20 protein-coding genes are annotated in these 21,820 nt (G+C 65.3%); 16 read left to right on the top strand and 4 right to left on the bottom strand.

Going from position 1 to position 21,820, the window contains the following annotated elements; translation table 11 throughout:
• Window positions 1-20: 20 nt before the first annotated feature.
• Genes paaA through B0G38_RS07050 form a run of 6 tightly spaced genes read left to right on the top strand, consistent with a single transcriptional unit; the run spans window position 21 to window position 4,805 of the window.
• On the top strand, window positions 21-1,016 hold the full coding sequence (gene paaA / locus B0G38_RS07075; protein ID WP_264668771.1) for a 1,2-phenylacetyl-CoA epoxidase subunit PaaA: 996 nt from the start codon (window positions 21-23) through the stop codon (window positions 1,014-1,016).
• Window positions 1,017-1,039: 23 nt separating this feature from the next.
• Window positions 1,040-1,372, top strand: coding sequence for a 1,2-phenylacetyl-CoA epoxidase subunit PaaB (gene paaB / locus B0G38_RS07070; protein WP_264668836.1), 333 nt, complete (start codon window positions 1,040-1,042; stop codon window positions 1,370-1,372).
• On the top strand, window positions 1,369-2,196 hold the full coding sequence (gene paaC / locus B0G38_RS07065) for a 1,2-phenylacetyl-CoA epoxidase subunit PaaC (RefSeq protein WP_264668770.1): 828 nt from the start codon (window positions 1,369-1,371) through the stop codon (window positions 2,194-2,196). The genes paaB and paaC overlap by 4 nt, the downstream gene beginning before the upstream one ends.
• Before the next feature lie 45 nt (window positions 2,197-2,241).
• Window positions 2,242-2,781: a 1,2-phenylacetyl-CoA epoxidase subunit PaaD gene (paaD, locus tag B0G38_RS07060; RefSeq protein ID WP_264668769.1), complete on the top strand. Its 540-nt coding sequence runs from the start codon at window positions 2,242-2,244 to the stop codon at window positions 2,779-2,781.
• Complete coding sequence (paaE, locus tag B0G38_RS07055; RefSeq protein WP_169993465.1) at window positions 2,782-3,972, top strand: 1,2-phenylacetyl-CoA epoxidase subunit PaaE; 1,191 nt, start codon at window positions 2,782-2,784, stop codon at window positions 3,970-3,972. It begins immediately after the preceding gene.
• 53 nt (window positions 3,973-4,025) lie between these two features.
• On the top strand, window positions 4,026-4,805 hold the full coding sequence (locus B0G38_RS07050) for an enoyl-CoA hydratase/isomerase family protein (RefSeq protein WP_264668835.1): 780 nt from the start codon (window positions 4,026-4,028) through the stop codon (window positions 4,803-4,805).
• 300 nt (window positions 4,806-5,105) lie between these two features.
• On the opposite strand, the gene B0G38_RS07045 is transcribed toward B0G38_RS07050, so the two are convergent.
• On the bottom strand, window positions 5,106-5,558 hold the full coding sequence (locus tag B0G38_RS07045; RefSeq protein ID WP_264668768.1) for an Lrp/AsnC family transcriptional regulator: 453 nt from the start codon (window positions 5,556-5,558) through the stop codon (window positions 5,106-5,108).
• Between the two features lie 254 nt (window positions 5,559-5,812).
• Here B0G38_RS07045 and pdhA point away from each other — a divergent pair, with 254 nt between their 5' ends.
• Genes pdhA through B0G38_RS07030 form a run of 3 tightly spaced genes read left to right on the top strand, consistent with a single transcriptional unit; the run spans window position 5,813 to window position 9,532 of the window.
• Entirely contained in the window at window positions 5,813-6,937 is a 1,125-nt protein-coding gene (gene pdhA, locus B0G38_RS07040; protein ID WP_264668834.1) for a pyruvate dehydrogenase (acetyl-transferring) E1 component subunit alpha, read from the top strand.
• Window positions 6,938-6,962: 25 nt separating this feature from the next.
• Entirely contained in the window at window positions 6,963-7,955 is a 993-nt protein-coding gene (locus tag B0G38_RS07035) for an alpha-ketoacid dehydrogenase subunit beta (RefSeq protein WP_264668767.1), read from the top strand.
• Window positions 7,956-7,957: 2 nt separating this feature from the next.
• Entirely contained in the window at window positions 7,958-9,532 is a 1,575-nt protein-coding gene (locus B0G38_RS07030; RefSeq protein ID WP_264668766.1) for a dihydrolipoamide acetyltransferase family protein, read from the top strand.
• Between the two features lie 14 nt (window positions 9,533-9,546).
• On the opposite strand, the gene B0G38_RS07025 is transcribed toward B0G38_RS07030, so the two are convergent.
• The gene (locus B0G38_RS07025; RefSeq protein WP_264668765.1) at window positions 9,547-11,226 is read right to left on the bottom strand and encodes an HNH endonuclease; all 1,680 of its coding nucleotides are present in this window, start codon (window positions 11,224-11,226) and stop codon (window positions 9,547-9,549) included.
• A 196-nt stretch (window positions 11,227-11,422) separates the two neighbouring features.
• Between B0G38_RS07025 and B0G38_RS07020 the strand changes: the two genes are divergently transcribed.
• The 3 genes from B0G38_RS07020 to B0G38_RS07010 all read left to right on the top strand — a co-directional run bounded on the left by B0G38_RS07020 (window position 11,423) and on the right by B0G38_RS07010 (window position 13,861).
• A complete protein-coding gene (locus B0G38_RS07020) occupies window positions 11,423-11,629 on the top strand; it encodes a hypothetical protein (protein ID WP_264668764.1) in 207 nt (68 codons plus the stop codon).
• A 163-nt stretch (window positions 11,630-11,792) separates the two neighbouring features.
• Entirely contained in the window at window positions 11,793-12,626 is an 834-nt protein-coding gene (locus B0G38_RS07015; protein ID WP_205834277.1) for an MBL fold metallo-hydrolase, read from the top strand.
• 50 nt (window positions 12,627-12,676) lie between these two features.
• On the top strand, window positions 12,677-13,861 hold the full coding sequence (locus B0G38_RS07010) for an MFS transporter (protein ID WP_264668763.1): 1,185 nt from the start codon (window positions 12,677-12,679) through the stop codon (window positions 13,859-13,861).
• Here the strand turns inward: B0G38_RS07010 and B0G38_RS07005 are convergent.
• A complete protein-coding gene (locus tag B0G38_RS07005) occupies window positions 13,836-14,744 on the bottom strand; it encodes a phosphatase PAP2 family protein (protein WP_264668762.1) in 909 nt (302 codons plus the stop codon). The two genes, B0G38_RS07010 and B0G38_RS07005, sit on opposite strands and share 26 nt — an antisense overlap.
• Before the next feature lie 96 nt (window positions 14,745-14,840).
• On the opposite strand from B0G38_RS07005, the gene B0G38_RS07000 reads away from it, so the two are divergent.
• The 4 genes from B0G38_RS07000 (at window position 14,841) to B0G38_RS06985 (ending at window position 21,002) form a co-directional block, all read left to right on the top strand.
• Entirely contained in the window at window positions 14,841-15,848 is a 1,008-nt protein-coding gene (locus B0G38_RS07000) for an o-succinylbenzoate synthase (RefSeq protein WP_264668761.1), read from the top strand.
• Between the two features lie 126 nt (window positions 15,849-15,974).
• Window positions 15,975-18,047: a PhoX family protein gene (locus tag B0G38_RS06995; protein WP_264668760.1), complete on the top strand. Its 2,073-nt coding sequence runs from the start codon at window positions 15,975-15,977 to the stop codon at window positions 18,045-18,047.
• A 99-nt stretch (window positions 18,048-18,146) separates the two neighbouring features.
• Entirely contained in the window at window positions 18,147-20,048 is a 1,902-nt protein-coding gene (menD, locus tag B0G38_RS06990; protein WP_264668759.1) for a 2-succinyl-5-enolpyruvyl-6-hydroxy-3-cyclohexene-1-carboxylate synthase, read from the top strand.
• Between the two features lie 63 nt (window positions 20,049-20,111).
• Window positions 20,112-21,002, top strand: coding sequence for an intradiol ring-cleavage dioxygenase (locus B0G38_RS06985; protein WP_264668758.1), 891 nt, complete (start codon window positions 20,112-20,114; stop codon window positions 21,000-21,002).
• A gap of 57 nt (window positions 21,003-21,059) precedes the next feature.
• On the opposite strand, the gene B0G38_RS06980 is transcribed toward B0G38_RS06985, so the two are convergent.
• Window positions 21,060-21,818 carry an amino acid ABC transporter ATP-binding protein gene (locus B0G38_RS06980; protein WP_264668757.1) on the bottom strand — a complete coding sequence of 253 codons (759 nt, stop codon included), beginning with the start codon at window positions 21,816-21,818 and terminating at the stop codon, window positions 21,060-21,062.
• Window positions 21,819-21,820: the final 2 nt, after the last annotated feature.

The following is a 21,820-nucleotide window of genomic DNA, read 5'->3' as shown; positions in this document are numbered from 1 at the left end:
CCCATAGTGAGGTGACCATCATGGCAACGCAGACGCAATCCCCCCGGGACACACAGTTGCAGCCTGTTCCGTCCGCTGAGGACGAGGCCGGCCAGGCCTACTTTGACAAGATCATCGCTGAGGATTCACGGATCGAACCGGCGGACTGGATGCCGGCCGGGTACCGGAAGACCCTGACCCGGCAGATTTCCCAGCACGCCCACTCCGAAATCATCGGAATGCAGCCGGAGGCGAACTTCATCACGCGCGCCCCGTCGCTGAAGCGCAAGGCCATCCTGATGGCCAAGGTGCAGGACGAAGCCGGGCACGGCCTCTACCTGTACTCGGCGGCAGAGACCCTGGGGACGCCCCGCGACGAGCTCTTCGACCAGCTGCTCAGCGGCAAGGCGAAGTACTCCTCCATCTTCAACTACCCCGCGCTCACCTGGGCGGACATGGGCGCCATCGGCTGGCTGGTGGACGGTGCCGCTATTGTCAACCAGGTGCCGCTGTGCCGTGCTTCCTACGGTCCCTACGGCCGGGCCATGGTGCGGGTCTGCAAGGAAGAGTCCTTCCACCAGCGTCAGGGCTTCGAGATCCTGCTCGAGCTGGCCAGCGGCACGCCTGCGCAGAAGCAGATGGCCCAGGATGCGGTCAACCGCTTCTACGCTCCGGCGCTGATGATGTTCGGCCCGAACGACGACGAATCCCCGAACTCGCAGCAGTCCATGCGCTGGAACATCAAGCGTTTCTCCAATGACGAGCTGCGCCAGCGTTTCGTCGGCATGATCCAGGAACAGGTAAAGGTCCTCGGACTGACCCTGCCCGATGACAAGATCCGCTTCAATGAAGAAACCGGCAAGTGGGAGTACGGCGAGCTCGATTGGAATGAGTTCTACGAGGTCCTCAAGGGCCGCGGCCCCTGCAATGCCCAGCGGATGGAACGCCGCCGCGAGGCGCACGAGAACGGCGCATGGGTACGCGAAGCAGCAGCTGCCTACGCAGCTAAGAAGGCACAGAAAGCACAGGTAGCCTAATGGCAACGTCAGATCAGACCGCAATGGGGACGTCGGACAAGACGCCCGCTACGGAAATCGGCCACACACCGGAGAAGGCACCCTGGCCGCTCTGGGAGGTTTTCGTCAGGTCATCCCGCGGACTCTCGCACGTGCATGCAGGATCGCTGCACGCACCGGACGCCGACATGGCAGTGCGTAACGCACGGGATCTGTACACACGGCGCAACGAAGGCGTATCGCTGTGGGTAGTGCCGGCGTCGTCCATTGTTGCCAGCGATCCGGATGCCAAGGGTGAGTTCTTCGAATCGCCCAAGGGCAAGGACTACCGCCACGCCACGTACTACAAGAAGAGTGAAGGGGTGAAGCACCTGTGAGCGGCGAAAGCGCAACACGCATCACGCCGGGCAACGCCCTGCGTCCCGAGGACGTGGCCGAGCGGGTTGCCGGTGGTGTCAAGGTCGGCGAAGACGTCGGCGAATATGCACTGCGCCTCGGGGACGACGCCCTGATCCTGGCCCAGCGGCTCGGCTGGTGGATCTCCCGTGCGCCCGAGCTCGAAGAAGACGTGGCCCTGGGCAACATCGCCCTGGACCTCCTCGGACACGCGCGCTCGTTCCTCACCTATGCCGGCTCCGCCTGGGGCAAGACCGAGGATGACCTGGCCTACTGGCGCGGCGAACCTGAATTCCGCTCCTGCTTCCTGGTCGAGCAGCCTAACGGTGACTTCGGCAAGACCATCGCCCGCCAGCTGGTGTTCTCCATCTTCCAGCACGAGCTCTACTCACGGCTGGTCGATTCCGCGGACGAGACGATCGCCGCCATCTCGGCTAAGGCGCTTAAGGAAGTGGATTACCACCGGGACCACGCGATCCAGTGGACCATCCGCCTCGGCGACGGCACGGAGGAGTCCAAGCGCCGCATCCAGGCCGGCCTCGACTCGGTCTGGCCCTACGTGGCGGAGCTGTTCCAGGATGACGACCTCATCGAACGCCTCGGCGGAGTTGCCGCACGTCCGTCCGAAATGCGCGAACCCTTCGATGCCCTCATGGCGCAGGTGCTGGATGAGGCAGGGCTGGAGCTCCCCGACGTGCAGCCGGCAATGACCGGTGGCCGCGGCGGCAAGCACAGCGAACACCTGGGCTACATCCTCGCGGAAATGCAGGTCATCGCGCGCGAACACCCGGGTGCCACCTGGTAAACCGGCAACGGCCAAGACGAGTCAACAAAAGATAACGGAGCAGGTATGTCTACCAACACAGCAGTGCGCCCGGCCGAGGCTGAAGCAGCCAGGGCCTGGGACATCGCGGCGACGGTCTGCGACCCTGAGATTCCCGTCATCAATATCGCCGAGCTGGGAATCCTGCGCAGTGTCGACGTCGTGCCTGGAGAATTCGACGACAACGGCAACCCGGCAGTGGACGTGACCATCACGCCCACCTATTCCGGCTGCCCCGCCATGGATGCCATCAAGGACGACGTCGTTGCCGCCCTTGGCGAACAAGGTTACGGCGACGTGCGGGTCAGGCTCGTCTTGGCGCCGGCCTGGACCACGGACTGGATGACGGATTCGGGCAAGGCCAAGCTGGAGGAGTACGGCATCGCGCCGCCCACCGGCATGGCTGCCCTCCGCACCGGCCCGATCAGCCTGGGCCTCAGTGTGAAATGCCCGCAGTGCAACTCGCTCAACACCCGTGAACTGACCCGGTTTGGCTCCACCTCCTGCAAGGCGCTCTATCAGTGCAATGAGTGCAAAGAACCTTTCGATTACTTCAAGGTGCTCTAAATGACTACTTCCACATCGCCGGCCTCAGCTTCCGACGCTTCCGGCGGCACTGCCACCGACGCGCCGGCCAAGAAGCGCGGCTCCTTCCACCCGCTGAGCGTTGCCGAGGTCCGCCGCCTCACCGACGAGGCCATCGAGGTCACCTTCGCTGTGCCCGAGGAACTGCAGGGCCAGTACGACTACGTCCCCGGCCAGTACGTAGCGCTGCGTACCACCATGGAGGGCCAGGAAGTCCGCCGCAGCTACTCCATCTGCGCCGAGCCCCGCCCGGGGGAGATCCGTGTGGCGATCAAACGCGACATCGGGGGCTTGTTCTCCAACTGGGCCAACGAGAACCTGAAGGCCGGCGACGTCCTGGATGTCATGAGCCCCACGGGTGCGTTCATCTCCAAGCACCAGATGACGGAGATCAACCGCCCGGAGGCCATCGACACGGACGCCGAAGACGTTTTCGTGGCGTTCGCTGCCGGTTCCGGCATCACCCCGGTAATCTCCATTGCCCGCACCGTTTTGGCCGCGAACGACAACGTCCGTTTTGACCTGGTGTACGCGAACAAGGCCGCCATGGACGTCATGTTCGTGGAGGAATTGGCGGACCTGAAGGACAAATACCCGGCGCGTTTCGCCGTCCATCACGTGCTCTCCCGCGAACAGCGCATCTCGCCACTGCTCTCGGGCAGGATCGACGCCGAAAAACTCACCAGCCTCTTCGATGACGTGCTGCGTACGGACGACGTCGACGAGTGGTTCCTCTGTGGTCCGTTCGAATTGGTCCAGCTCTGCCGCGACACTCTGGCCGAGCGTGGGGTGCCGGCGGAGAAAATCCGGTTCGAGCTCTTCACCACCGGCGAGCCGACTAAGCCGCAGGGCAACATCGGCCGCCCGGTCGAGGTGGACCCGAACGCAGACAACTACGAAATCAACTTCCAGCTCGACGGACTCTCCGCCCAGGTGGCCAGCCCCAAGCATGCCCGCGAAACCGTGCTCAACGCGGCACTGCGCGTCCGTCCCGATGTTCCCTTCGCGTGCGCCGGCGGCGTCTGCGGCACCTGCCGCGCCAAGGTGGTCTCCGGGACGTTCGAGATGGATGAGAACTACGCGCTGGAGCCAGAGGAGATCGAGCGCGGCTACGTGTTGACCTGCCAGACCCGGCCCACCGGCGATGAAATCACCGTCAACTACGACGCGTAAACGCCGCTGAATTTACCTGCATTGCACCTGCACCGAAGGAGAAAACCGTGGGCATGATCGAGTTGTCGATCGCTAACAACGTCGCCGAAGTGGTGCTGAACGCGCCGCAGAAGATGAACGCGCTCAACGAAGAGGCCTTGGCTGAGTTGGAAAAGGCGTACGACGACGCCGCTGCGGCCGCCGCTGACGGTTCCGTCCGCGCGTTGCTGCTCCGCGGTGAAGGCCGGGGCTTCTGCGCCGGACGGGACATCTCCGGCGTCGTACCCGAAACCGACGATGCGTACGGCTACCTCGGAAACCTGGTGACGCCGCTGCTCAAAAAGATGGCAGCCTTCCCGGCACCCACGTTCGCGGCGGCACAGGGTGCATGTCTCGGCGTCGGCCTGGGACTGCTCATCGCCACCGACGTGGTCTACGTTGCCGACAACGCGAAGATCGGTTCGCCGTTCGCCAACCTTGGCGCCACTCTGGACTCCGGCGGCCACTGGTTGTTCACCGAGCGGCTCGGTCCCCACCGCACGCTGGATCTGATCTACACGGCCGACCTGATGAGCGGCGAAGAAGCTGTCCGCGCCGGCCTGTTCAGCCGGACCATGCCGGCGGATGAACTGTTGGACAGCACACGGGCCACAGTGGCCAAGGTTGCCCAAGGTGCCACCGGTGCCTTCCGCGCCTCGAAGGAACTGGTGGCGAACATCCGCGACCAGCGGCTGGGACTGTGGTCCGCCGTGGACGAGGAAAACACCGCCCAGGGCGAGCTGTGCAAGAGCGAAGACTACGCCGAGGGTTTCAAGGCGTTCCAAGAAAAGCGCAAGCCGGTCTTCAAGGGCTAGCAGCCCATTCTCCTATAGGGGCTGCCGCATCCTTCCTACCCTTGACATGTCATGCTCCCGGGCAGAGAATTTATCAAACCGATTTTCTAACCGATGAAACGATCCGAGCTGGGGAAACCCACAAGGCATGGCAGGGCTGGTCCGCTTCTGCGGCCACATGGGGGAGGGCAGTTCCGCGACGCGAGGCTGTTGCAGTCGGAGCGCATCAGCCCTGACCATGGTTAACGGGATGCCGCCGGGAAGAACCCGGCGGCACTGCCGTTTAATTCGGGCTGCAGGGGTCCTTGCCCAGCCCGGCTGTCATCGGGTGTCGAGATCCTCGAACACGAGGAACGTCTGCGTGTCCAGAATCCCAGGCATTGACTGGATCTGGTCGAAAATCACCCGGCGCAGGTCCACATTGTCGATGGCGCGGACCAGCAGGATCACGTCAAAGTTGCCGCCGACAAGCGCGATGTGGTGTACCTCGGGGATGGCTCGCAGCGCTTCCCGCAGTTCGCGCCAGGAATGCTGGCGCAATTTCAGCGTCACGTAGGCGGAAGACTTCAAGCCGGCTTTGATCGGATCCACCAGCGCCGTGAACTTTGTCAGGACTCCGGCTTCGGTCAGGCGAGCGATGCGCGAATACGCGTGCGCGCGGGAGATATGCACATTCTCGGCTACGGACGTAACCGACAACCGGCCATCGCGGGTGAGCTCGGCCAGGATCTTCCGGTCAATGTCGTCCAGCTTCGGCAAATCGCCATCTGTCATTCGTCTACACCTCGTTTAGTTAGTCAGCTCACACTTACAATTCGTCTACAAGAATACGGTGTCTGGATTGAAAATTCCATGATTATTGCTGGAAGTGGATACGAATAGTCATCTGAACGCATACTAAAGCAACACAGTTTCTACTCTCCGGCACAGCTGCGGTGAACGATTATCCGGCTGGCGGCCAACAGTATGCGAAGGATTCGAGGGAGCAAACGATGACTATCTCAACCGGAAACCCGCTCGAGGGATCGATGCAGGACCCCTCCCGCCGTTCAGACCTGGATCAGCAGGCAACCGCCGAGTCCTACATGCTGCCGTCCGGGCAGCCGGTCCAGCTGGTGGATCCGGACGGCCGCCACGTCCACAACGACAAATACCCCCTGCCCGATGGCGGAGCACTGCTGGCTGCCTACCGCGAACTCGTGGTCGGTCGCCGAGTCAATGACCAGGCCAATGCGCTGGTGCGCCAGGGCCGCATGGCCGTTTATCCGTCCTCGCATGGCCAGGAAGCCTGCCAGGTTGCGGCAGCCGTCTGCATCGACAAGCAGGACTGGCTCTTCCCAACGTACCGCGACACCGTCACTGTGCTGGCCCGGGGCGTGGATCCCATCCAGGCGTTCACCCTGCTGCGTGGCGACTGGCACAGCGGGTACGACCCGTACGAACATAATGTGTCCATCCAGGCCACGCCGCTGGCCACCCAGTTGCTGCACGCCGTCGGAGTGGCCCACGCGGCCAAGCTCAAAGGCGAGAACACCGTTGTAGTCGCCATGTGCGGCGACGGCGCAACCAGCGAAGGCGACTTCCACGAGGCACTGAACTTTGCCGCCGTCTTCCACGTTCCGGTGGTGTTCTTCGTCCAGAACAACGAGTACGCCATCTCCGTGCCGTTGCACCACCAGACCGTGGCGCCGTCGTTGGCTCACAAAGCCATCGGTTACGGCATGCCCGGGGAGCGGGTCGACGGCAATGACCTCGCCGCACTGCTGTCCGTCCTGGGCAAGGCCGTCGAGCGGGCACGGGACGGCGGCGGGCCGGCCTTGGTGGAAGCACACACCTACCGCATGCAATCCCACACCAACGCGGACGATGCCACCCGCTACCGCGAAGACGACGAGGTCCAGCAGTGGGTGCCGAAGGATCCGATCAAACGTATGCGCACCTATCTGACTGACCTCAACCTGCTGGACGAAGCAGTGGAAAAGAATATTGCCGAGAAGGCGGAGACCGTGGCAGCCGCAATGCGGGACGGGCTGAACGCCGAGTCCGAGGTGGATCCGGAAGACCTGTTCCGCTACGTATTCACCGAAAAGACCAGCCAGCTGCACGAACAGGCGGCCAAGCTGCGCGACGAACTGTCACGCGAATCGGCCTAGCTGCTACCACCGGAGGAACCCCACCATGAGCACAACACTGACGTTTGCCAAGGCGCTGAACACGGCACTGGCCGATGAGATGGAATCGGATTCGACCGTCGTCGTATTTGGTGAAGATGTAGGCCCTCTCGGCGGCGTCTTCCGGATCACCGATGGACTGACGGCACGCTTCGGTGAGGAGCGTTGCTTCGACACGCCGCTGGCCGAGTCCGGCATTATGGGCATGGCCATCGGCATGGCGATGAACGGGCTGCGTCCGGTGGTGGAGATGCAGTTCGATGCCTTTGCCTACCCTGCCTTTGAGCAGGTCGTTTCGCACGTCGCCAAGATGCCGAACCGGACCAAGGGCAAGGTCAAGCTGCCGATGGTTATCCGCATTCCGTACGCGGGCGGCATCGGCGGCGTGGAACACCATTGTGACTCCTCCGAGTCCTACTATGCACACACGCCCGGGCTGACGGTGGTGGCGCCGGCGACCGTGCAGGACGCCTACACAATGCTCCGCGAGGCCATCCGCCACCCGGACCCAGTGGTTTTCCTGGAGCCAAAGAAGCTGTATTGGTCCAAGGAAGACCTCGAACTGGAGTCCCTGCGCGAATCAGTCGGCTCCTTCGGACGTGCTGTCGTTGCGCGCGAAGGCAGCGACGCCACGCTGATTGCCTACGGTCCTTCAGTGTCCACCGCGATGAATGCCGCAGCCGCCGCTGCCGAAGAAGGCCGGTCGCTGGAGGTCATCGACGTGCGTTCCATCGTTCCTTTCGACGACGAAACCGTGGCGGCATCCGTGCGTAAGACGGGGCGCGCCGTCGTGATCGCCGAGGCACCGGGCTTTGCCTCCGTGGCCTCGGAAATCGTGGCCCGGGTGCAGGAACGCTGCTTCCACTCGCTGGCAGCACCGGTTCTGCGCGTCACCGGCTTTGACATTCCTTACCCGGCGCCGAAGTTGGAGCAGTTCTACCTGCCCAGCGTGGACCGCATCCTGGACGCCGTGGATGATCTTCAGTGGGAGGACGCATAATCATGTCACGTCAGATATTCAACCTTCCGGATCTGGGCGAGGGACTGACCGATGCCGAGCTGGTCAACTGGCTCGTCAACGTAGGCGATGAAATCAGGGTCGACCAGCCGATCGCCGAAGTCGAAACCGCCAAGTCCATGGTGGAAGTACCCAGTCCGTATGCCGGCACTGTTGCCGAGCTTCACGGGGCGGCAGGGGAAACCATTGATGTTGGCAAACCGTTGATTTCCGTCGACGCCGCAGGTTCTGCCGGGCCGGCTGGAGGTTCCACTTCAGCTGCCGGCAGTGCACGCGCTGCCGAAGCACACCCCGACGCGGAAGCGTATCGGAACGAGAAACGGGCCGGCCTCCAAGCCCCGGCTGAGCCTGCTGAGCCGGCCGAAGAAAGCGGATCCGGAAACGTCCTCATCGGCTATGGAACCCCTGGCGGCCACGGCGGCGCCAGGCGTACCCGTCGGCCAAAGGGGAGCCCTGGCGCGCGGGCCGGGACAGCCGCTCCGGTGGCTGAGCCGAGGACTGTCTCCGCCTCCGCACCGGCTGTTGCCGCAGCGCCCGATCGGGCGCCTCGGGCCGCTGTAGCCCAGGCCGTGCGATCGGCCGAAGCCGGCGAACCAGGTGCTCCGGCAACTGCCGCGCCGTCCAACGGATCGGCACCTATTGGTCTGGCGCCGCAAGTGGTCTCACCGCTGGTGCGCAAACTGGCGCGGGACGGTGGATTGAGTATTTCCGAGATGCAGGGCTCGGGCCCCGGCGGGCTGATCCTGCGTCGGGACGTTGAAGCTGCGCTCGCAGGCTCAAGCGGAAGCCGGACCGCGGTGGGATCGGCCGACGCAGCTTCCACCTCTGTGGCCGACGCCGGCGCTGAGACCGATGCACGCACTGGACTTGGGATCGCTACCCGCACGCCCATGAAGGGCGTCCGGAAGACGGTAGCTGCAGCCATGTCGCAGAGCCGGCGGGAGATCCCGGAAGCCACAGTATGGGTAGACGTAGACGCCACCGCGCTGCTTGAGATGCGTGCCGCGTTGAAGAAACGGGATCCGGACAGCACTCCGGGTCTCCTGGCCTTCATCGCGCGTTTTGTCACCGCAGGCTTGGCCAAGTTCCCTGAACTAAATACCCGTCTGGAAAACGACGAGATTGTTGGCTTTGACGGCGTAAACCTCGGCTTCGCGGCACAAACGGAGCGTGGGCTGATGGTCCCCAGCATCCGGGGTGCCGATAAGCTCAGTGCCCGCGAACTGGATGCCGAGATTCGCCGACTGGCTGCCGTCGCACGCGAGGGCAAAGCCACTCCGGCAGAACTGACCAGCGGAACCTTTACGCTGAACAACTACGGAGTCTTTGGAGTAGACGGCAGCGCAGCCATCATCAATTATCCGGAAGTGGCCATCCTTGGGGTTGGCCGGATCATTGATAAGCCGTGGGTCGTCGATGGACAGTTGGCGGTCCGTAAAGTCACAGAGCTGAGCCTGGCCTTCGATCACCGCGTTTGCGACGGTGGCACAGCTGGCGGTTTCCTCCGGTATGTTGCGGATGCTATTGAAAGCCCGGGAACGGTTCTCGCCGATCTCTGACTTTGCCGTTGCTGTCAGGCTGCTTGGCGGTAGATGAAGTCGATGCCGCCCAGCGCCTGCTCGAAGACTGACAACGGCTCCAGTGGCTCGTCCGCCTGTTCCGTCGCCGGTGGGGTGCCGGGTAGGGCTGGTGCGGTTGACACGTAGGTGTGTCCGGTCGGGGTGGTCGTTTCGACGGTGTGCCGCGGTCCGGGGACTCTTTGGGCGTACCAGCCGTCGGTTTCCTTCGCCAGGTTACACGCTTCACAAAGCCCTTGCCCGTTGACCTCGCTGGTCGCCCCGGCGTCGCGCCAGGGCACGACGTGGTCGTGGTGGCGGATCGGCGCATCGCACCAGGGTGTGCGGCAGAGCTGGTCCCTGGCCTGGATCATCCGCTGCATTCCGGCGGGCATCAACCTTGCCCGCGAATCCATGCCGAGCAACTGCCCGGTAACCGGCGCCGTGTAAAGTCCGCGGACCCACACTTCTACCTCGCCAGCATCGGCGGAGTTTCTTCGCTTCGAGCCGGGAGGCCCTGTCGCCGTACCAGTAGCGCCCGTGTTGCCCTTGCCGATTTCTGCATCAGCGCCCGGTATCGCTTCGGCTGCCCCTGGTGGGCCGGAACCGGTAGCACCGTTCCCGTTGGCGGCATCCGCTGCGCCGGCAACGATCTTGTCCTCCTCGGCACCCTTTACCGGATTGCCGACCGCGGGGTGATCTGTGCTGCCGTTCCCGGCGTCGATGCTGTCCGTTCCGGTGCTGCCGTTCGTGTCGTCGGTGTCGGTGTCTTCGGTGCGGAGCAGGTCGCGGGCCCACTGGGCGGGGACGATGCCGTACCCGGCCAGGTGTGCCGGTTCGGAGTCGCCCTGGAACAGGGTGCGGTCGGTCATGACCAGTTGGATCTCGATTTTTGCGGCATTCTCGGCCGGCTGGCCGGTGACGCGTTCGACGAAGATGTCGGCCATCAGTTGGCCCCGGGAGCGTTCGTCGCCCTGTGCCTTCAACCGGTCGGCTTCCTTGGTCAGGGCGGCGAGGACGGCCACGCCCCGCACCACCGGCACCAGGCAGGACACCTGGGCCATGGTGTCCGGCGCCGGACGGCAGGACACATGGCGTTCCGTTTCGGCTTTCGCGGCCCGCCGGACCACCGAGTGCGGGTCCAGGCGCAGCGCGGCCTGCTTCGCCATCGCCCCGATCTGTTTGTCCCCGCAGCCGCGCAGCGTCTTCGGATCCGAACACAATTCGGCGTCTACGCGGCGGCGGTCTTCCACGCTCAGGCACGCGGTTTCGCGGACCAGGATGGTCGCCCGCCACTCGTTCAGCCGGCCCTCGGCCAGCGCTGTATACGTGTGCGGCATTTCCCTGATCAGCGTGGTGGCGATGCCCAGGTGCTTGCCGCCCCTGTTCGGGGAGTCCTTGCGTGCCAGACCGATCTCCTTCGCGAGGCCCCGGCTCCGCTTCTCCGCCGCGACCCCGGCCGCGGCCCGGGTTTCCCGGCGGGAGGCAACAAACGCTTCCGTCTCGCGTGCCTGCGCGGCAGCCGCGGCGGCTTTAAGTTCCTCCAGCGCGGCGATCCGGTCGATCCGCACCCCTTCGGAGACGTCCTGGTCCATGTCCGCCAGTTCCAGAATCGCGGCGCGGACCAGTGCTGCACCCGGATCACCGGGAACCGGCTTTACCGGATCCATTTCTGCTGGAACGATTGACTCGAACATGCATTCGATTCTACGGTGGTGTGATGAAGCGCACAAGAGTTTAGTCCAGCGGTGGATAACCAGAAAGGTGGTGATAGGTAGGGGAATGCCGGGCTGTTGGCCAGGTGAAGGCTCGCAGGGCACCACCCAGTGGCGGCCCGAACCTCGACCGTACATATCCCTGTACCGCCGACATTGCCCGGGCTACCCTTGTGACATGAAAGCTCTTCCTGAGGCCTACGAACTGTATTTGGCCGGACTGAGTGCTGCTGAGGCAGACGCCATTCGTCCGGTATTTCTGGAGTCTGTGGCGGAAGGCGACCATGGGATTCTGATCCGTGGCGCGGGGTCGCACCACGTCCAGGCAATGGTTGACCAGCGCATCCCCTTTGACGAGATCCACGAAGGGTACATGTGGGACTAAAGGACCAGTAAATCGGTTTTCGTTCTCATCCCAACGGAGTGAGGCTGTTCGGTTACGCGCTATCCGGTCTGTGACTGCTTCCTTCCCGCCCACCGCGATACGGTAGTGGTTGGACGCGCAATGACGCTGCGTCCTGGGAACGGATCCAGGAGGAAAGGCCGGCATGAGCGAGACCGTGCAAACCGAGGACAAGGCCGAGCACGTTCAGGTGGCACCGGGAAACTATGTCATCCGAACGCGGAGCTACTTGCTCAATAGCGGCCTGGTGATCGGGAAGCAAAAAGCCATGGTCATCGACACCGGGGCAGGCCCGCGGCAGGCACGGCAGATCTACAAGGCGGTCAGGTCCCTAACGAAGCTGCCGCTGGTGGTGGTCAACACCCATTCGCATTTCGACCATATCTTCGGCAACGCCTTCTTCGCGGACAACGGCGTCCATGACTTTTATGCGCACCGCAACTGCGCACACGATATGGCTGAGACTGCCTCGCTCCAGCGCGAGCAGGTAGCGGAAACCGAGCCCGAAATGGCCGAGGGGACCGGGGAGCACACCCGCATCCGTGTCCCGACCAAGCCGGTGGATACCGAAGTCACCGTGAACCTCGGCGACATGCCGGTCAAGCTGTTCTACCTGGGCCGTGGCCATACCGACGGCGATTTGCTGGTGGGTACGCCGTCAACCCTCTTCGCCGGCGACCTGGTGGAGCAGGGCGCGAATCCCGCGTTCGAGGATTCCTACCCGCGCGACTGGGTGGAAACACTCCGCAAGATCTCCGGCCTGCGCCACGAATACGATGTGCTGGTGCCTGGCCACGGGCAGACGGTCAGCGATGCTTTCGTCAAGAGTATGTGGGAGACCATGTCGCTGGCTGTCCGGATGGGTGAGCAGGCCAGCAGGGACACGCCCGCGGACACCACAAAAGCGATACCGATCCTGCCGTATGGGCCGCTCCAGTCGCGGGCGCTGCTCACGCGTCTGAAACACGCACCCCGTTAAGGAGTGCTGAGCTGAGGTCCGAAGAGAGTTTCAGCCTGCGCCGGATTGCCGTGCCGGCCTATGGCCCGTCCCTGCTCTACGGAGTAGGTCAGGGAGCCATTCTGCCGGTGGTGGCCCTGAGCGCCAGAGACCTCGGGGCTACCGTGGCTCTTGCCGCGCTGATGGTTACGCTGCTCGGCGTCGGTTCGCTGGTGACCAACATCCCGGCGTCGATGCTCACCGCACGGTTCGGCGAGAAGTGGGCGCTGGTGGCGGCGTCGCTGTGGTGTGCAGCCGCGATGTTCCTGGCGGTGGTGGCACCAAACATCACAATTTTCGCGCTGGCCGTCTTCCTGATCGGCATGGGCGGAGCCGTTTTCCTGCTGGCCCGGCAGTCGTACCTGAGCGAGGCCGTGCCGGTACATTTCCGGGCCCGTGCGCTGTCCACCCTCGGCGGCGTGCACCGGATCGGGATGTTCCTCGGTCCGTTCGGCGGCGCCGTCGTTATTGGTTTGGCCGGAACCTCCGGCGCCTACTGGCTGGGCGCGGGTGCATTCCTCGTGGCCGCGGTAATCTCGCTGACGGTCCCGGAACTGGAGGTGGCCCGCCCGGACCGCGACGGACAAGCACCGGCGCGGCCGAGCATGCGTTCGATTGCCCGCAGCCACCGCCACATCTACCTGACGATCGGGATCGGCATCCTGCTGATCGGTGCCGTCCGCGCATCGCGCAACGTGGTGATCCCGCTGTGGGGCGATAGCATCGGGCTGGATGCGGCGACGACATCGGTTATTTTCGGCCTTTCCGGCGCCGTGGACATGCTGGTGTTCTACCCGGCCGGAAAGCTGATGGACCTCAAGGGCCGGCTGGCCGTGGCCATCCCGTTCCTGACCATTATGAGCGTCGCCCTGTTCCTCATCCCGTTCACAACCACCATGCTGGGTTTCCTGCTCGCCGCGCTGCTGATCGGGCTGGGCAACGGCCTGGGCTCGGGGATTGTCATGACCCTGGGGGCGGACTATGCGCCGCCGGTGGGCCGGGCGCAGTTCCTCGGCTTCTGGCGCCTGCTCAGCGACACAGGCATCATGGGCGGGCCGGCGCTGCTCAGCCTCGTCACGGCCGCGGTCTCCCTGTCCGCCGGCATCTGGATGACTGCCGGACTGGGGCTGCTGGGTGCGGCCGCCATGGCCTATTGGATCCCGCGCACAAGGCCGCTCGAGCCGGAGCCGGTTATTTCCGGCGGGACTGGAAGCTGAAGAGCCAAATCAGCAGGGCGCTGAGCAACATGCCGGCGCCCACAATCAAGCCCATCCCGGCCCAGAAGAACAGCGGCAGCCGACCGTCGCCGGGCGTCGGCGCGGCGCCGATTTGCTGGACAAACCAGTAGAGCGCGGCGGCCAGGCCCAGCCCCAGGAGCGCCAGCAGCCAGCACAGCCGCGGCCACACGGGCGAGGACGACCAGTGGCTGCCGTAGCCGCGGAAGTAGTTCCAGCCGTCGCCCGAACGCAGCACCAGCGGACCTGCAACCAAAGTCCAGAAACCGGCTACCAGGAAAGCCGCGACCACGTCGGCCGGACGGTGCCAGCCGTTGATCAAGGTGGCCGCACCCGCGAGCACGGCATAGGCGCCGCCGGCTGCTGCCGCAAAGGGCCGCCAGCGGGGGGATACCACCAGGAAAATGGCCATCGCCGCGGCCGCCGCGATGGTGGTGTGGCCGGAGGGCAGCGAGTTGTGCTCCAGCGTGGGAACACCGCGGTCGGGCCGGTCCAGGATGAGGTTCTTCAGAATCCAGGTGCTGGCGGCCGAGGCGGCAACCACGCCCACGGCGATGCCGGCTGCCCGCCAGCGGCGTCGGGCCAGCGCCACTACCAGGAGAACGACGGCGGCGAGCGCCACCGAGATATCCGGCAGCAGGTCCAGGAAGTCGAGGAAGACTCCGCGGCCCAACTGCCAGCCGGCGTCGGCTTCGGCCCAGGCGGACTCATCCGCGAACTGGCCCAGCGTGGTTCGGACAAAGGCGTAGTAAGTGAAGGCGAACGCGGCTACGCAGAGGACGGCGCCGAGCCAGAACAGGATGGGACTTCTGCCCGCCCGTCGGCCGGCGGCGGGCCGGGCCATGCGCTTCTGCTGGTTAGTCATCGCCTTCAAGGGTCGCATAATTTGCTGGAGGGATGCCGACAGCCGCGCCCTCGTGCCGCGGCGTAGAGTGGAACGGTGACGACTGAGCACCCTAAAATGCCGCCCCTGGACGAACTGCTCGCCACGGCGCGGGTGGTGTCGCTGCCCATGAAAGTGAAGTTCCGCGGCGTGCTCCGGCGCGAGGTGATGCTCTTCAACGGTCCGGCGGGCTGGGCTGAATTCTCTCCTTTTACAGAGTACGACGACGGCGAGGCGGCTTCCTGGCTGCGTGCGGCTGTGGAGGCGGGCTGGCATGGTTTCCCCGAGCCGGTGCGCACCAGTGTGCCGGTCAATGCCACCGTTCCCGCGGTTGCCCCCGAAGACGTGCCGGCGGTGCTGGCGCGCTATGACGGACCGAAGACGGTCAAGATCAAGGTCGCCGAACGGGGCCAGAGCCTCGAGGATGATGTTGCCCGGGTGGCGGCGGTGTCAGCTGCCGCGCCGGGTTCGGCCCTGCGGGTGGATGCCAACGGCGGCTGGGACGTTCCCACCGCCGTCGAAGCGTTGACGCGGCTGGCCGAGTACGGGCTCGAATACGCCGAGCAGCCCGTTCCGGACATCGATGGCCTGCGGCAGGTGCGCCTTGAACTGCGGCGGCGCGGCATTGGCACCCTGATCGCTGCGGACGAGAGTGTGCGCAAGGAAAGCGACCCGCTCCTGGTGGCCCGGGAAGAGGCGGCAGACCTGATCGTGGTCAAGGTGCAACCGCTGGGCGGGGTGCGCCGGGCCCTGGATATTGTCGCCCAGGCCGGTCTTCCCGCCGTCGTCAGTTCCGCCTTGGACTCCTCCGTGGGGATCAGCGCCGGGGTCGCACTGGCCGCGGCGCTGCCCGAACTGCCCTACGCCTGCGGTCTGGCCACGGTCTCGCTGATGGACGGCGACGTGACCGGCCAGCCGATGGTGCCGGCGGACGGCGAACTGCCCGTGCGCCGGGTGGAGGTGGACGAGGAACTGCTGGAACGGTACGCGGCACCAGCCGAGCGGCAGCAGTGGTGGACCGAGCGGCTCGAACGCACGTACCGTGTGATGGCCGGGAAAGGGTTGGACGGCGAAAGCCGGGTTTGACCGCGGAGGGTTCGTGCCGCCGTCGTTGTTTGTTTGCTTTTTGTTTACTTAGCCTCGGCCTGTTGGTCGGATTGCGCTGAAATGGTGAAAGCCGTTCGCAACCGTTCGATGTGGAAGGCCTCTGAAATGTCTGATCTGAAAAAACGCCTGCTGCCGATGCTGGGACATACCTCCGGCAAGCGCAGCGCCATGACCTGTGCGCTCAAGTGCGACAATGCCTGCGCGAAGGGAGTGTGCAATACCTCGGACAACAACTACTTCCGCGACATCGTCTCCGCCGAATTCTCACGGCGGAACATGCTCGGCGTGAGCGGTGCCGGCGTGGTGGCGCTGATGTTCGGCGGGGGAGCGGCAGCGGCTAGCGGCTCGGTGACCGGTCTGGCACCTGCGGCCCAGAAGGGCTTCGGCCACGGCAACGCGAGCAAGCTGAAGTTCGCCGGTATCGACGGTGTGCGGAACACGGTGGATGACGTGGTTGTGCCCAAGGGCTACAACTGGGAGCCGGTGATCCGCTGGGGCGATCCGCTGTTCCACGATTCCGCCGAGTTCGATCCCGAGAACCAGACACCGGAATCCCAGGCAGGGCAGTTCGGCTACAACTGCGACTACCTGGACATCATCGAGATCCAGGGCAGCAACGGCAAGCGCGGTGTGCTGTTCTCCAACCACGAATACACCAACGAGAACATCATGTTCCCGCCGGACATGGACATCAGCCAGGTCCGCAAGACCGCCATGGCCGCGCACGGACTGTCCGTGGTCGAGGTGGAGCGCAAGGGCAAGGGCCAGCCGTGGAAGTATGTCCGCGGGGCGAAGCTGAACCGCCGCTTCCTGATGGACACCGAGTACGAACTGACCGGTCCCGCCGCGGGCTCGGACCTGCTCAGGACCAAGGCGGACCCGAGCGGGCGTGTGGTGCTGGGCACGCAGAACAACTGCGCCGGCGGCACCACGCCCTGGGGCACTATCCTCTCCGGCGAAGAGAACTTCAACCAGTACTTCAAGGTATCGGCGCCCACCGATGAGCAGCGCCGCTACGGGCTGACCAACGCCAATCCGTCGCGCGGCTGGCACATCGAGGAACCCCGCTTCGACACTGACACGCCTGACGGCAAGAACGAGGACAACCGCTTCGGCTGGATTGTGGAAGTGGATCCCTTCGATCCGAAGTCCACGCCGCGCAAGCACACCGCACTGGGCCGCTTCAAGCACGAGGGCGCCAACGTCACCATCGCCAAGTCCGGCCATGCCGTGTCCTACTCGGGCGACGACGAGCGCTTCGACTACCTCTACAAGTTCGTCTCCAAGGACACGTACCGCGAGGGCGACAAGAAGCACAACATGACGCTGCTGACCGAGGGCGACCTCTACGTGGCCAGCTTCTCGGGCAACTCCCCGGCGAACCAGATTGACGGCTCCGGCGTGCTGCCCAGCGACGGTGCGTTCGACGGCGTGGGCCACTGGATCCAGCTGACCCACAACAACAAGTCCCTGGTGCCGGACATGGAGATCGACCACGTCCTGGTTCACACCCGGCTGGCGGCGGACAAGATGGGCGCCACCAAGATGGACCGCCCGGAGGACGTGGAGATCAACCCGGTCAACGGCAAGATCTACGTGGCCTGCACCAACAACACCAACCGCACGGCTGCCCAGGCCGATGAGCCGAACCCGCGGGCCAACAACCGCCACGGCCACATCGTCGAGATGACCGAGACCGGGGACCAGACCTCCACCCGGTTCACCTGGAAGCTGATGCTGGTTGCCGGTGACCCGGAAGTGGACGAGAGCGTGTACTTCAACGGCTACCCGGCCGACCAGGTCCAGCCGCTCTCCTGCCCGGACAACCTGGCGTTCGACTCGGCCGGCAACCTGTGGATCTCCACCGACGGCCAGCCCGGCACCATCCAGCGCAATGACGCCCTGTACCGCGTCACGATGGAAGGGCCGGAGATGGGCAAGGTGGAGCAGTTTATGGCGGTCCCGATCGACGCCGAAACCTGCGGCCCCGTCATCCACGACGAGGACGGCCTGGTCTTTGTGGCGGTCCAGCATCCGGGTGAGGACGGTTCCTGGGATAAGCAGCGCTCGCTGTTCCCTGACTACCTCCCGGCAGGCACGCCGTCAGGCAAGGGCGGTCTGCCCCGCCCGGCCGTGATCCAGATGTTCAAGGGCAAGAACGGCTTCGTCGGCCGCTAGCGCCCAGCGCCCGCACTCAGCGTTCAGCCGCAGCGGCACAGCAGCGACCCACGGCCGCGTCCACATTGGTGGGCGCGGCCGTCTGCCTAGGATATACAGGTGACCGTTGAACTGAACTCCCTCGATGCCGCCCGCTCCGCTGTCAGCGCTTTGCTGGACGGTGGCGTGCGCGATGTGGTGATCGCGCCGGGTTCGCGCAGTGCCCCGCTGGCCTATGCGCTCGCCGAGTCCGAAACCCGCGGGGAACTGCGGCTGCATGTGCGGATCGATGAGCGGGCGGCGGCCTTCACCGCCCTGGGGCTCTCGCTGGGTTCCCTGCGCCCGGTGCCGGTGGTCACGACGTCGGGCACCGCAGTCGGCGAACTCCTGCCGGCCGTGATGGAAGCCAACCATGCCGGCGTCGAGCTGGTAGTGCTCACTGCGGACCGGCCGGAGGAGCTGCGTGGCACGGGCGCCAACCAGACCACCAGCCAGCCGGGAATTTTCGGCCGGCATGTCCGCTACGCGGTGGATGTGCCCGCGGGCGAGGATCCCGCAGAGGCCATCAATTCCGGGCTGTTGGCGGGCAAGGGCATCCCCGTGGCTCCGGTGGAGACCGTACAAGCCACACATTCCCTGACCGCCACGCCCTCGCAAGCCCATCAGGCCCAGCACGGTGCCGATCATCATCAGGGCGCGGTGGGCCCGGTGCACGTCAACCTGGCGTTCCGCGATCCGCTGGTGCCGGCAATGAACGACGGCGGCGGCCCGGCTTCGCACTTCGGCGCACCTGCCGCCTGGGGACAGCAGGCCGAGGAGCTTCAGCAGGTGCCGGCCGCCTTGGCAGCGGAACCCACCGAGGCGTCGGCCGCCGCCGCACCTGCGACCGCAGCCGGGCCTGCGTCCACAGCCGGGCCTGCGTCCACAGTCGAACCGGCGGAAATGCGGCGGACCGTCGTCATTGCCGGCCACGGTGCCGGTGCCCAGGCGGAGGCTTTCGCCCGCGCGCACCGGCTGCCGCTGCTGGCCGAGCCGTCGTCGAATGCGCGGTTCGGCCCCAATGCCATCGAGGCGTACCGCCTGCTGCTGGGGCATCTGGGCGGGGAGATTGAACGCGCCGTGGTCTTCGGCCGGCCGACGCTGTCCCGGCCAGTGGCTGCCCTGCTAGCCAGGACGGACGTCCAGACCGCACTGTTCATGCCCGAACCCGTGGCCTGGTTCGAACCCGGCCGGCGCCGGGAACGGATCATCAGCGAGCCGGCGGAACTCTCCACCTTCTCCGGCACCGGCCCGGCCGGCTGGCTGGAGCGGTGGCAGGACGCCGCCGCCGCGGCCGTGCCGGCCATCGGGAAACTGCTGGACCAGGCACCGGGCCTCACCGGACTGCATGTGGGCCGGGCGGTCTGGGCCACTTCACGCGGGCGTCTGGTGCTCGGTTCGTCCAACCCGATCCGCGATGTAGATCTCATGGGCGCTCCCGAGCCGGAACCGGCGGCCTTCGTCCACGCCAACCGCGGCTTGGCCGGGATCGACGGCACCATCTCGACGGCCACCGGCATCGCGCTGAGTGCGGACCGGCCGACCACCGTCCTGCTGGGGGACCTGACCTTCCTGCACGATGCCTCGGGCCTGTTCCTCGGCAACGGCGAAGCGGAACCGGCGCTGCGCATCGTCGTCGTCAATGATGCCGGCGGCGGCATTTTCTCCCTGCTCGAACACGGCGAGGTGGGCGGCCGCGCTGACTACGGCGCCGCCGTCGAACGTCTCTTCGGCACCCCGCACCGGGTTGACCTGGCCGCCATTGCCGCTGCCTACGGAGTGGGCTACCGGCTGGTCGAGCAGGAAGCCGTGCTGGGGGAAGCGCTGCGGGAGCCGGTGGCAGGCCGCAGCATCGTTGAGGTCCGCACGGACCGGGCAGCGCTGCGTCAGCTGCATGCCGCCGTAACGGAGACCGTAGGAGCTGCCCTGCACGCCCGGCTGCCCGAGCGACCCCGAACGTTGCCTCAGGTAACTCCCAGCTGACGTCGGGACTGACCGCAGACCAGACATAGCCGAAGCATAGGGTTCCGGGCTAGAAAGGAACCCATGACGCACAAGACGCCCCACCCCGACCACGACCGCGGACTCGAATTCGACCTGAAGATGCTGAGCCGCCGGCGCACGCTCGGATTGTTCTTCGGCGCCGGCACGATGGCTGCCTTGGCCGCCTGCACTCCCTCGGGCACCACTAACGGCTCAACAACGACGGCGGCAACGTCACCTCCCGCTGCTGGTTCGGCCTCCGGAACGGCATCTGCTTCCGGTGCGGCGACGCCGTCGTCCACGGTGACCCGTGCCATCGCCGAGTGCGGGGCGGAGATACCGGACGAAACCGCCGGTCCCTTCCCCGGCGACGGCTCCAACGGCCCGAATGTGCTGAAGGCGTCCGGGGTGGTCAGGAGCGATATCACGTCCAGCTTCAACGGGGCGTCAACGAGGTCGGAGGGCGTGCCGCTGACGTTCACACTGACCCTGCTGGACAATGCCAACGGGTGCAAGGCGCTCGCCGGGGCCGCGGTCTATGTCTGGCACTGCGACCGGGACGGCAGATACTCCATCTACGATTCGGGCCTGGAAGGCGAGAACTTCCTGCGCGGGGTGCAGGAAGCCGACGCCAACGGGCAGGTGACGTTTACAACCGTCTTTCCCGGCGCCTACAACGGACGCTGGCCGCATATCCACTTCGAAGTCTTCGAGTCCATGTCCAACGCCACGAGCGCCGGGCAGATCCTGAAGGTTTCGCAGATCGCCCTCACGGAAGCCGCCTGCACGGACGCTTACGCCGCGCCCGGGTACGAGGTCAGCCGCCAGAACTTCCCCAATACACCGCTGGCCAGGGATAACGTCTTCGGCGACGACGGCGGGATCTATCAGCTGGCCACGATGTCCGGTTCCGCGGCCGACGGCTACACCGCCTCGCTGAACGTCACCATCTGAGTCTGGGCTGCCGGTCAAGACCGGCAGCTCAGGATACCCGGGGCACTGGGCGAGGGGTCAGAGAACCTTCGAGAGGAAGGCCTTGGTCCGTTCGTGCTGCGGGTTGCCCAGCACGTCCTCGGGCTTACCCTGCTCCACTACGACGCCGCCGTCCATAAAGACCACGCGGTCGCCCACTTCGCGGGCGAAGCCCATCTCGTGGGTCACCACCATCATGGTCATGCCCTCATCGGCGAGCTGGCGCATGACTTCCAGCACGTCGCCCACGAGTTCCGGATCCAGTGCGCTGGTGGGCTCATCGAAGAGCATCATGTCCGGGTTCATGGACAGGGCCCGGGCGATCGCCACGCGCTGTTGCTGGCCGCCGGACAGCTGGGCCGGGTACGCGTTCTCCCGGTTGTCCAGCCCGACTTTGGCCAGGTTGCGCCGGGCGGTTTCGACGGCCTCGGACTTGCCGCGCTTCTTGGCCCGCTGCTGGGCCAGGGTGAGGTTGCGCAGCACGCTCAGGTGCGGAAAGAGGTTGAACTGCTGGAACACCATCCCGATCCGGGTACGGATCTTGTCCAAGTCCGTTTCCTCGTCGGTGATGTCCACGCCTTCCACCAGGATGGTCCCCTTGGTGGGTTCCTCCAGCCGGTTCACGCAGCGCAGCAGAGTGGACTTGCCTGAGCCGGACGGCCCGATGACGCACACCACTTCGCCCTGGTCGACGTGGAAGTCGATGCCCTTGAGGACTTCGTTGTCCCCGAAGCTCTTGTGCAGGCCCCGGACTTCGATCGCGGGACGGTCCTTTCGCAGGGAACTCTCCGTCGCCATGG

Origin of the sequence: Crystallibacter permensis, assembly GCF_025960875.1 — a bacterium.
In the GTDB taxonomy this organism is placed as follows: domain Bacteria; phylum Actinomycetota; class Actinomycetes; order Actinomycetales; family Micrococcaceae; genus Crystallibacter; species Crystallibacter permensis.
The sequence above is the reverse complement of the archived record's forward strand: the minus strand, read 5'-3'. Positions and strand labels throughout refer to the sequence as shown.

What these genes read in the sequence shown, in the direction of transcription:
- B0G38_RS06980 (WP_264668757.1), bottom strand. Translation starts at nt 21,818, where the DNA reads ATGGCGACGGAGAGTTCCCTGCGAAAGGACCGTCCCGCGATCGAAGTC.
- paaB (WP_264668836.1), top strand. Translation starts at nt 1,040, where the DNA reads ATGGGGACGTCGGACAAGACGCCCGCTACGGAAATCGGCCACACACCG.
- paaD (WP_264668769.1), top strand. Translation starts at nt 2,242, where the DNA reads ATGTCTACCAACACAGCAGTGCGCCCGGCCGAGGCTGAAGCAGCCAGG.
- B0G38_RS07035 (WP_264668767.1), top strand. Translation starts at nt 6,963, where the DNA reads ATGAGCACAACACTGACGTTTGCCAAGGCGCTGAACACGGCACTGGCC.
- paaA (WP_264668771.1), top strand. Translation starts at nt 21, where the DNA reads ATGGCAACGCAGACGCAATCCCCCCGGGACACACAGTTGCAGCCTGTT.
- B0G38_RS07030 (WP_264668766.1), top strand. Translation starts at nt 7,958, where the DNA reads ATGTCACGTCAGATATTCAACCTTCCGGATCTGGGCGAGGGACTGACC.
- B0G38_RS06995 (WP_264668760.1), top strand. Translation starts at nt 15,975, where the DNA reads ATGTCTGATCTGAAAAAACGCCTGCTGCCGATGCTGGGACATACCTCC.
- B0G38_RS07000 (WP_264668761.1), top strand. Translation starts at nt 14,841, where the DNA reads ATGCCGCCCCTGGACGAACTGCTCGCCACGGCGCGGGTGGTGTCGCTG.
- B0G38_RS07050 (WP_264668835.1), top strand. Translation starts at nt 4,026, where the DNA reads ATGATCGAGTTGTCGATCGCTAACAACGTCGCCGAAGTGGTGCTGAAC.
- B0G38_RS07045 (WP_264668768.1), bottom strand. Translation starts at nt 5,558, where the DNA reads ATGACAGATGGCGATTTGCCGAAGCTGGACGACATTGACCGGAAGATC.
- B0G38_RS07025 (WP_264668765.1), bottom strand. Translation starts at nt 11,226, where the DNA reads ATGTTCGAGTCAATCGTTCCAGCAGAAATGGATCCGGTAAAGCCGGTT.
- B0G38_RS07020 (WP_264668764.1), top strand. Translation starts at nt 11,423, where the DNA reads ATGAAAGCTCTTCCTGAGGCCTACGAACTGTATTTGGCCGGACTGAGT.
- B0G38_RS07015 (WP_205834277.1), top strand. Translation starts at nt 11,793, where the DNA reads ATGAGCGAGACCGTGCAAACCGAGGACAAGGCCGAGCACGTTCAGGTG.
- B0G38_RS06985 (WP_264668758.1), top strand. Translation starts at nt 20,112, where the DNA reads ATGACGCACAAGACGCCCCACCCCGACCACGACCGCGGACTCGAATTC.
- pdhA (WP_264668834.1), top strand. Translation starts at nt 5,813, where the DNA reads ATGCAGGACCCCTCCCGCCGTTCAGACCTGGATCAGCAGGCAACCGCC.
- paaE (WP_169993465.1), top strand. Translation starts at nt 2,782, where the DNA reads ATGACTACTTCCACATCGCCGGCCTCAGCTTCCGACGCTTCCGGCGGC.
- B0G38_RS07005 (WP_264668762.1), bottom strand. Translation starts at nt 14,744, where the DNA reads ATGACTAACCAGCAGAAGCGCATGGCCCGGCCCGCCGCCGGCCGACGG.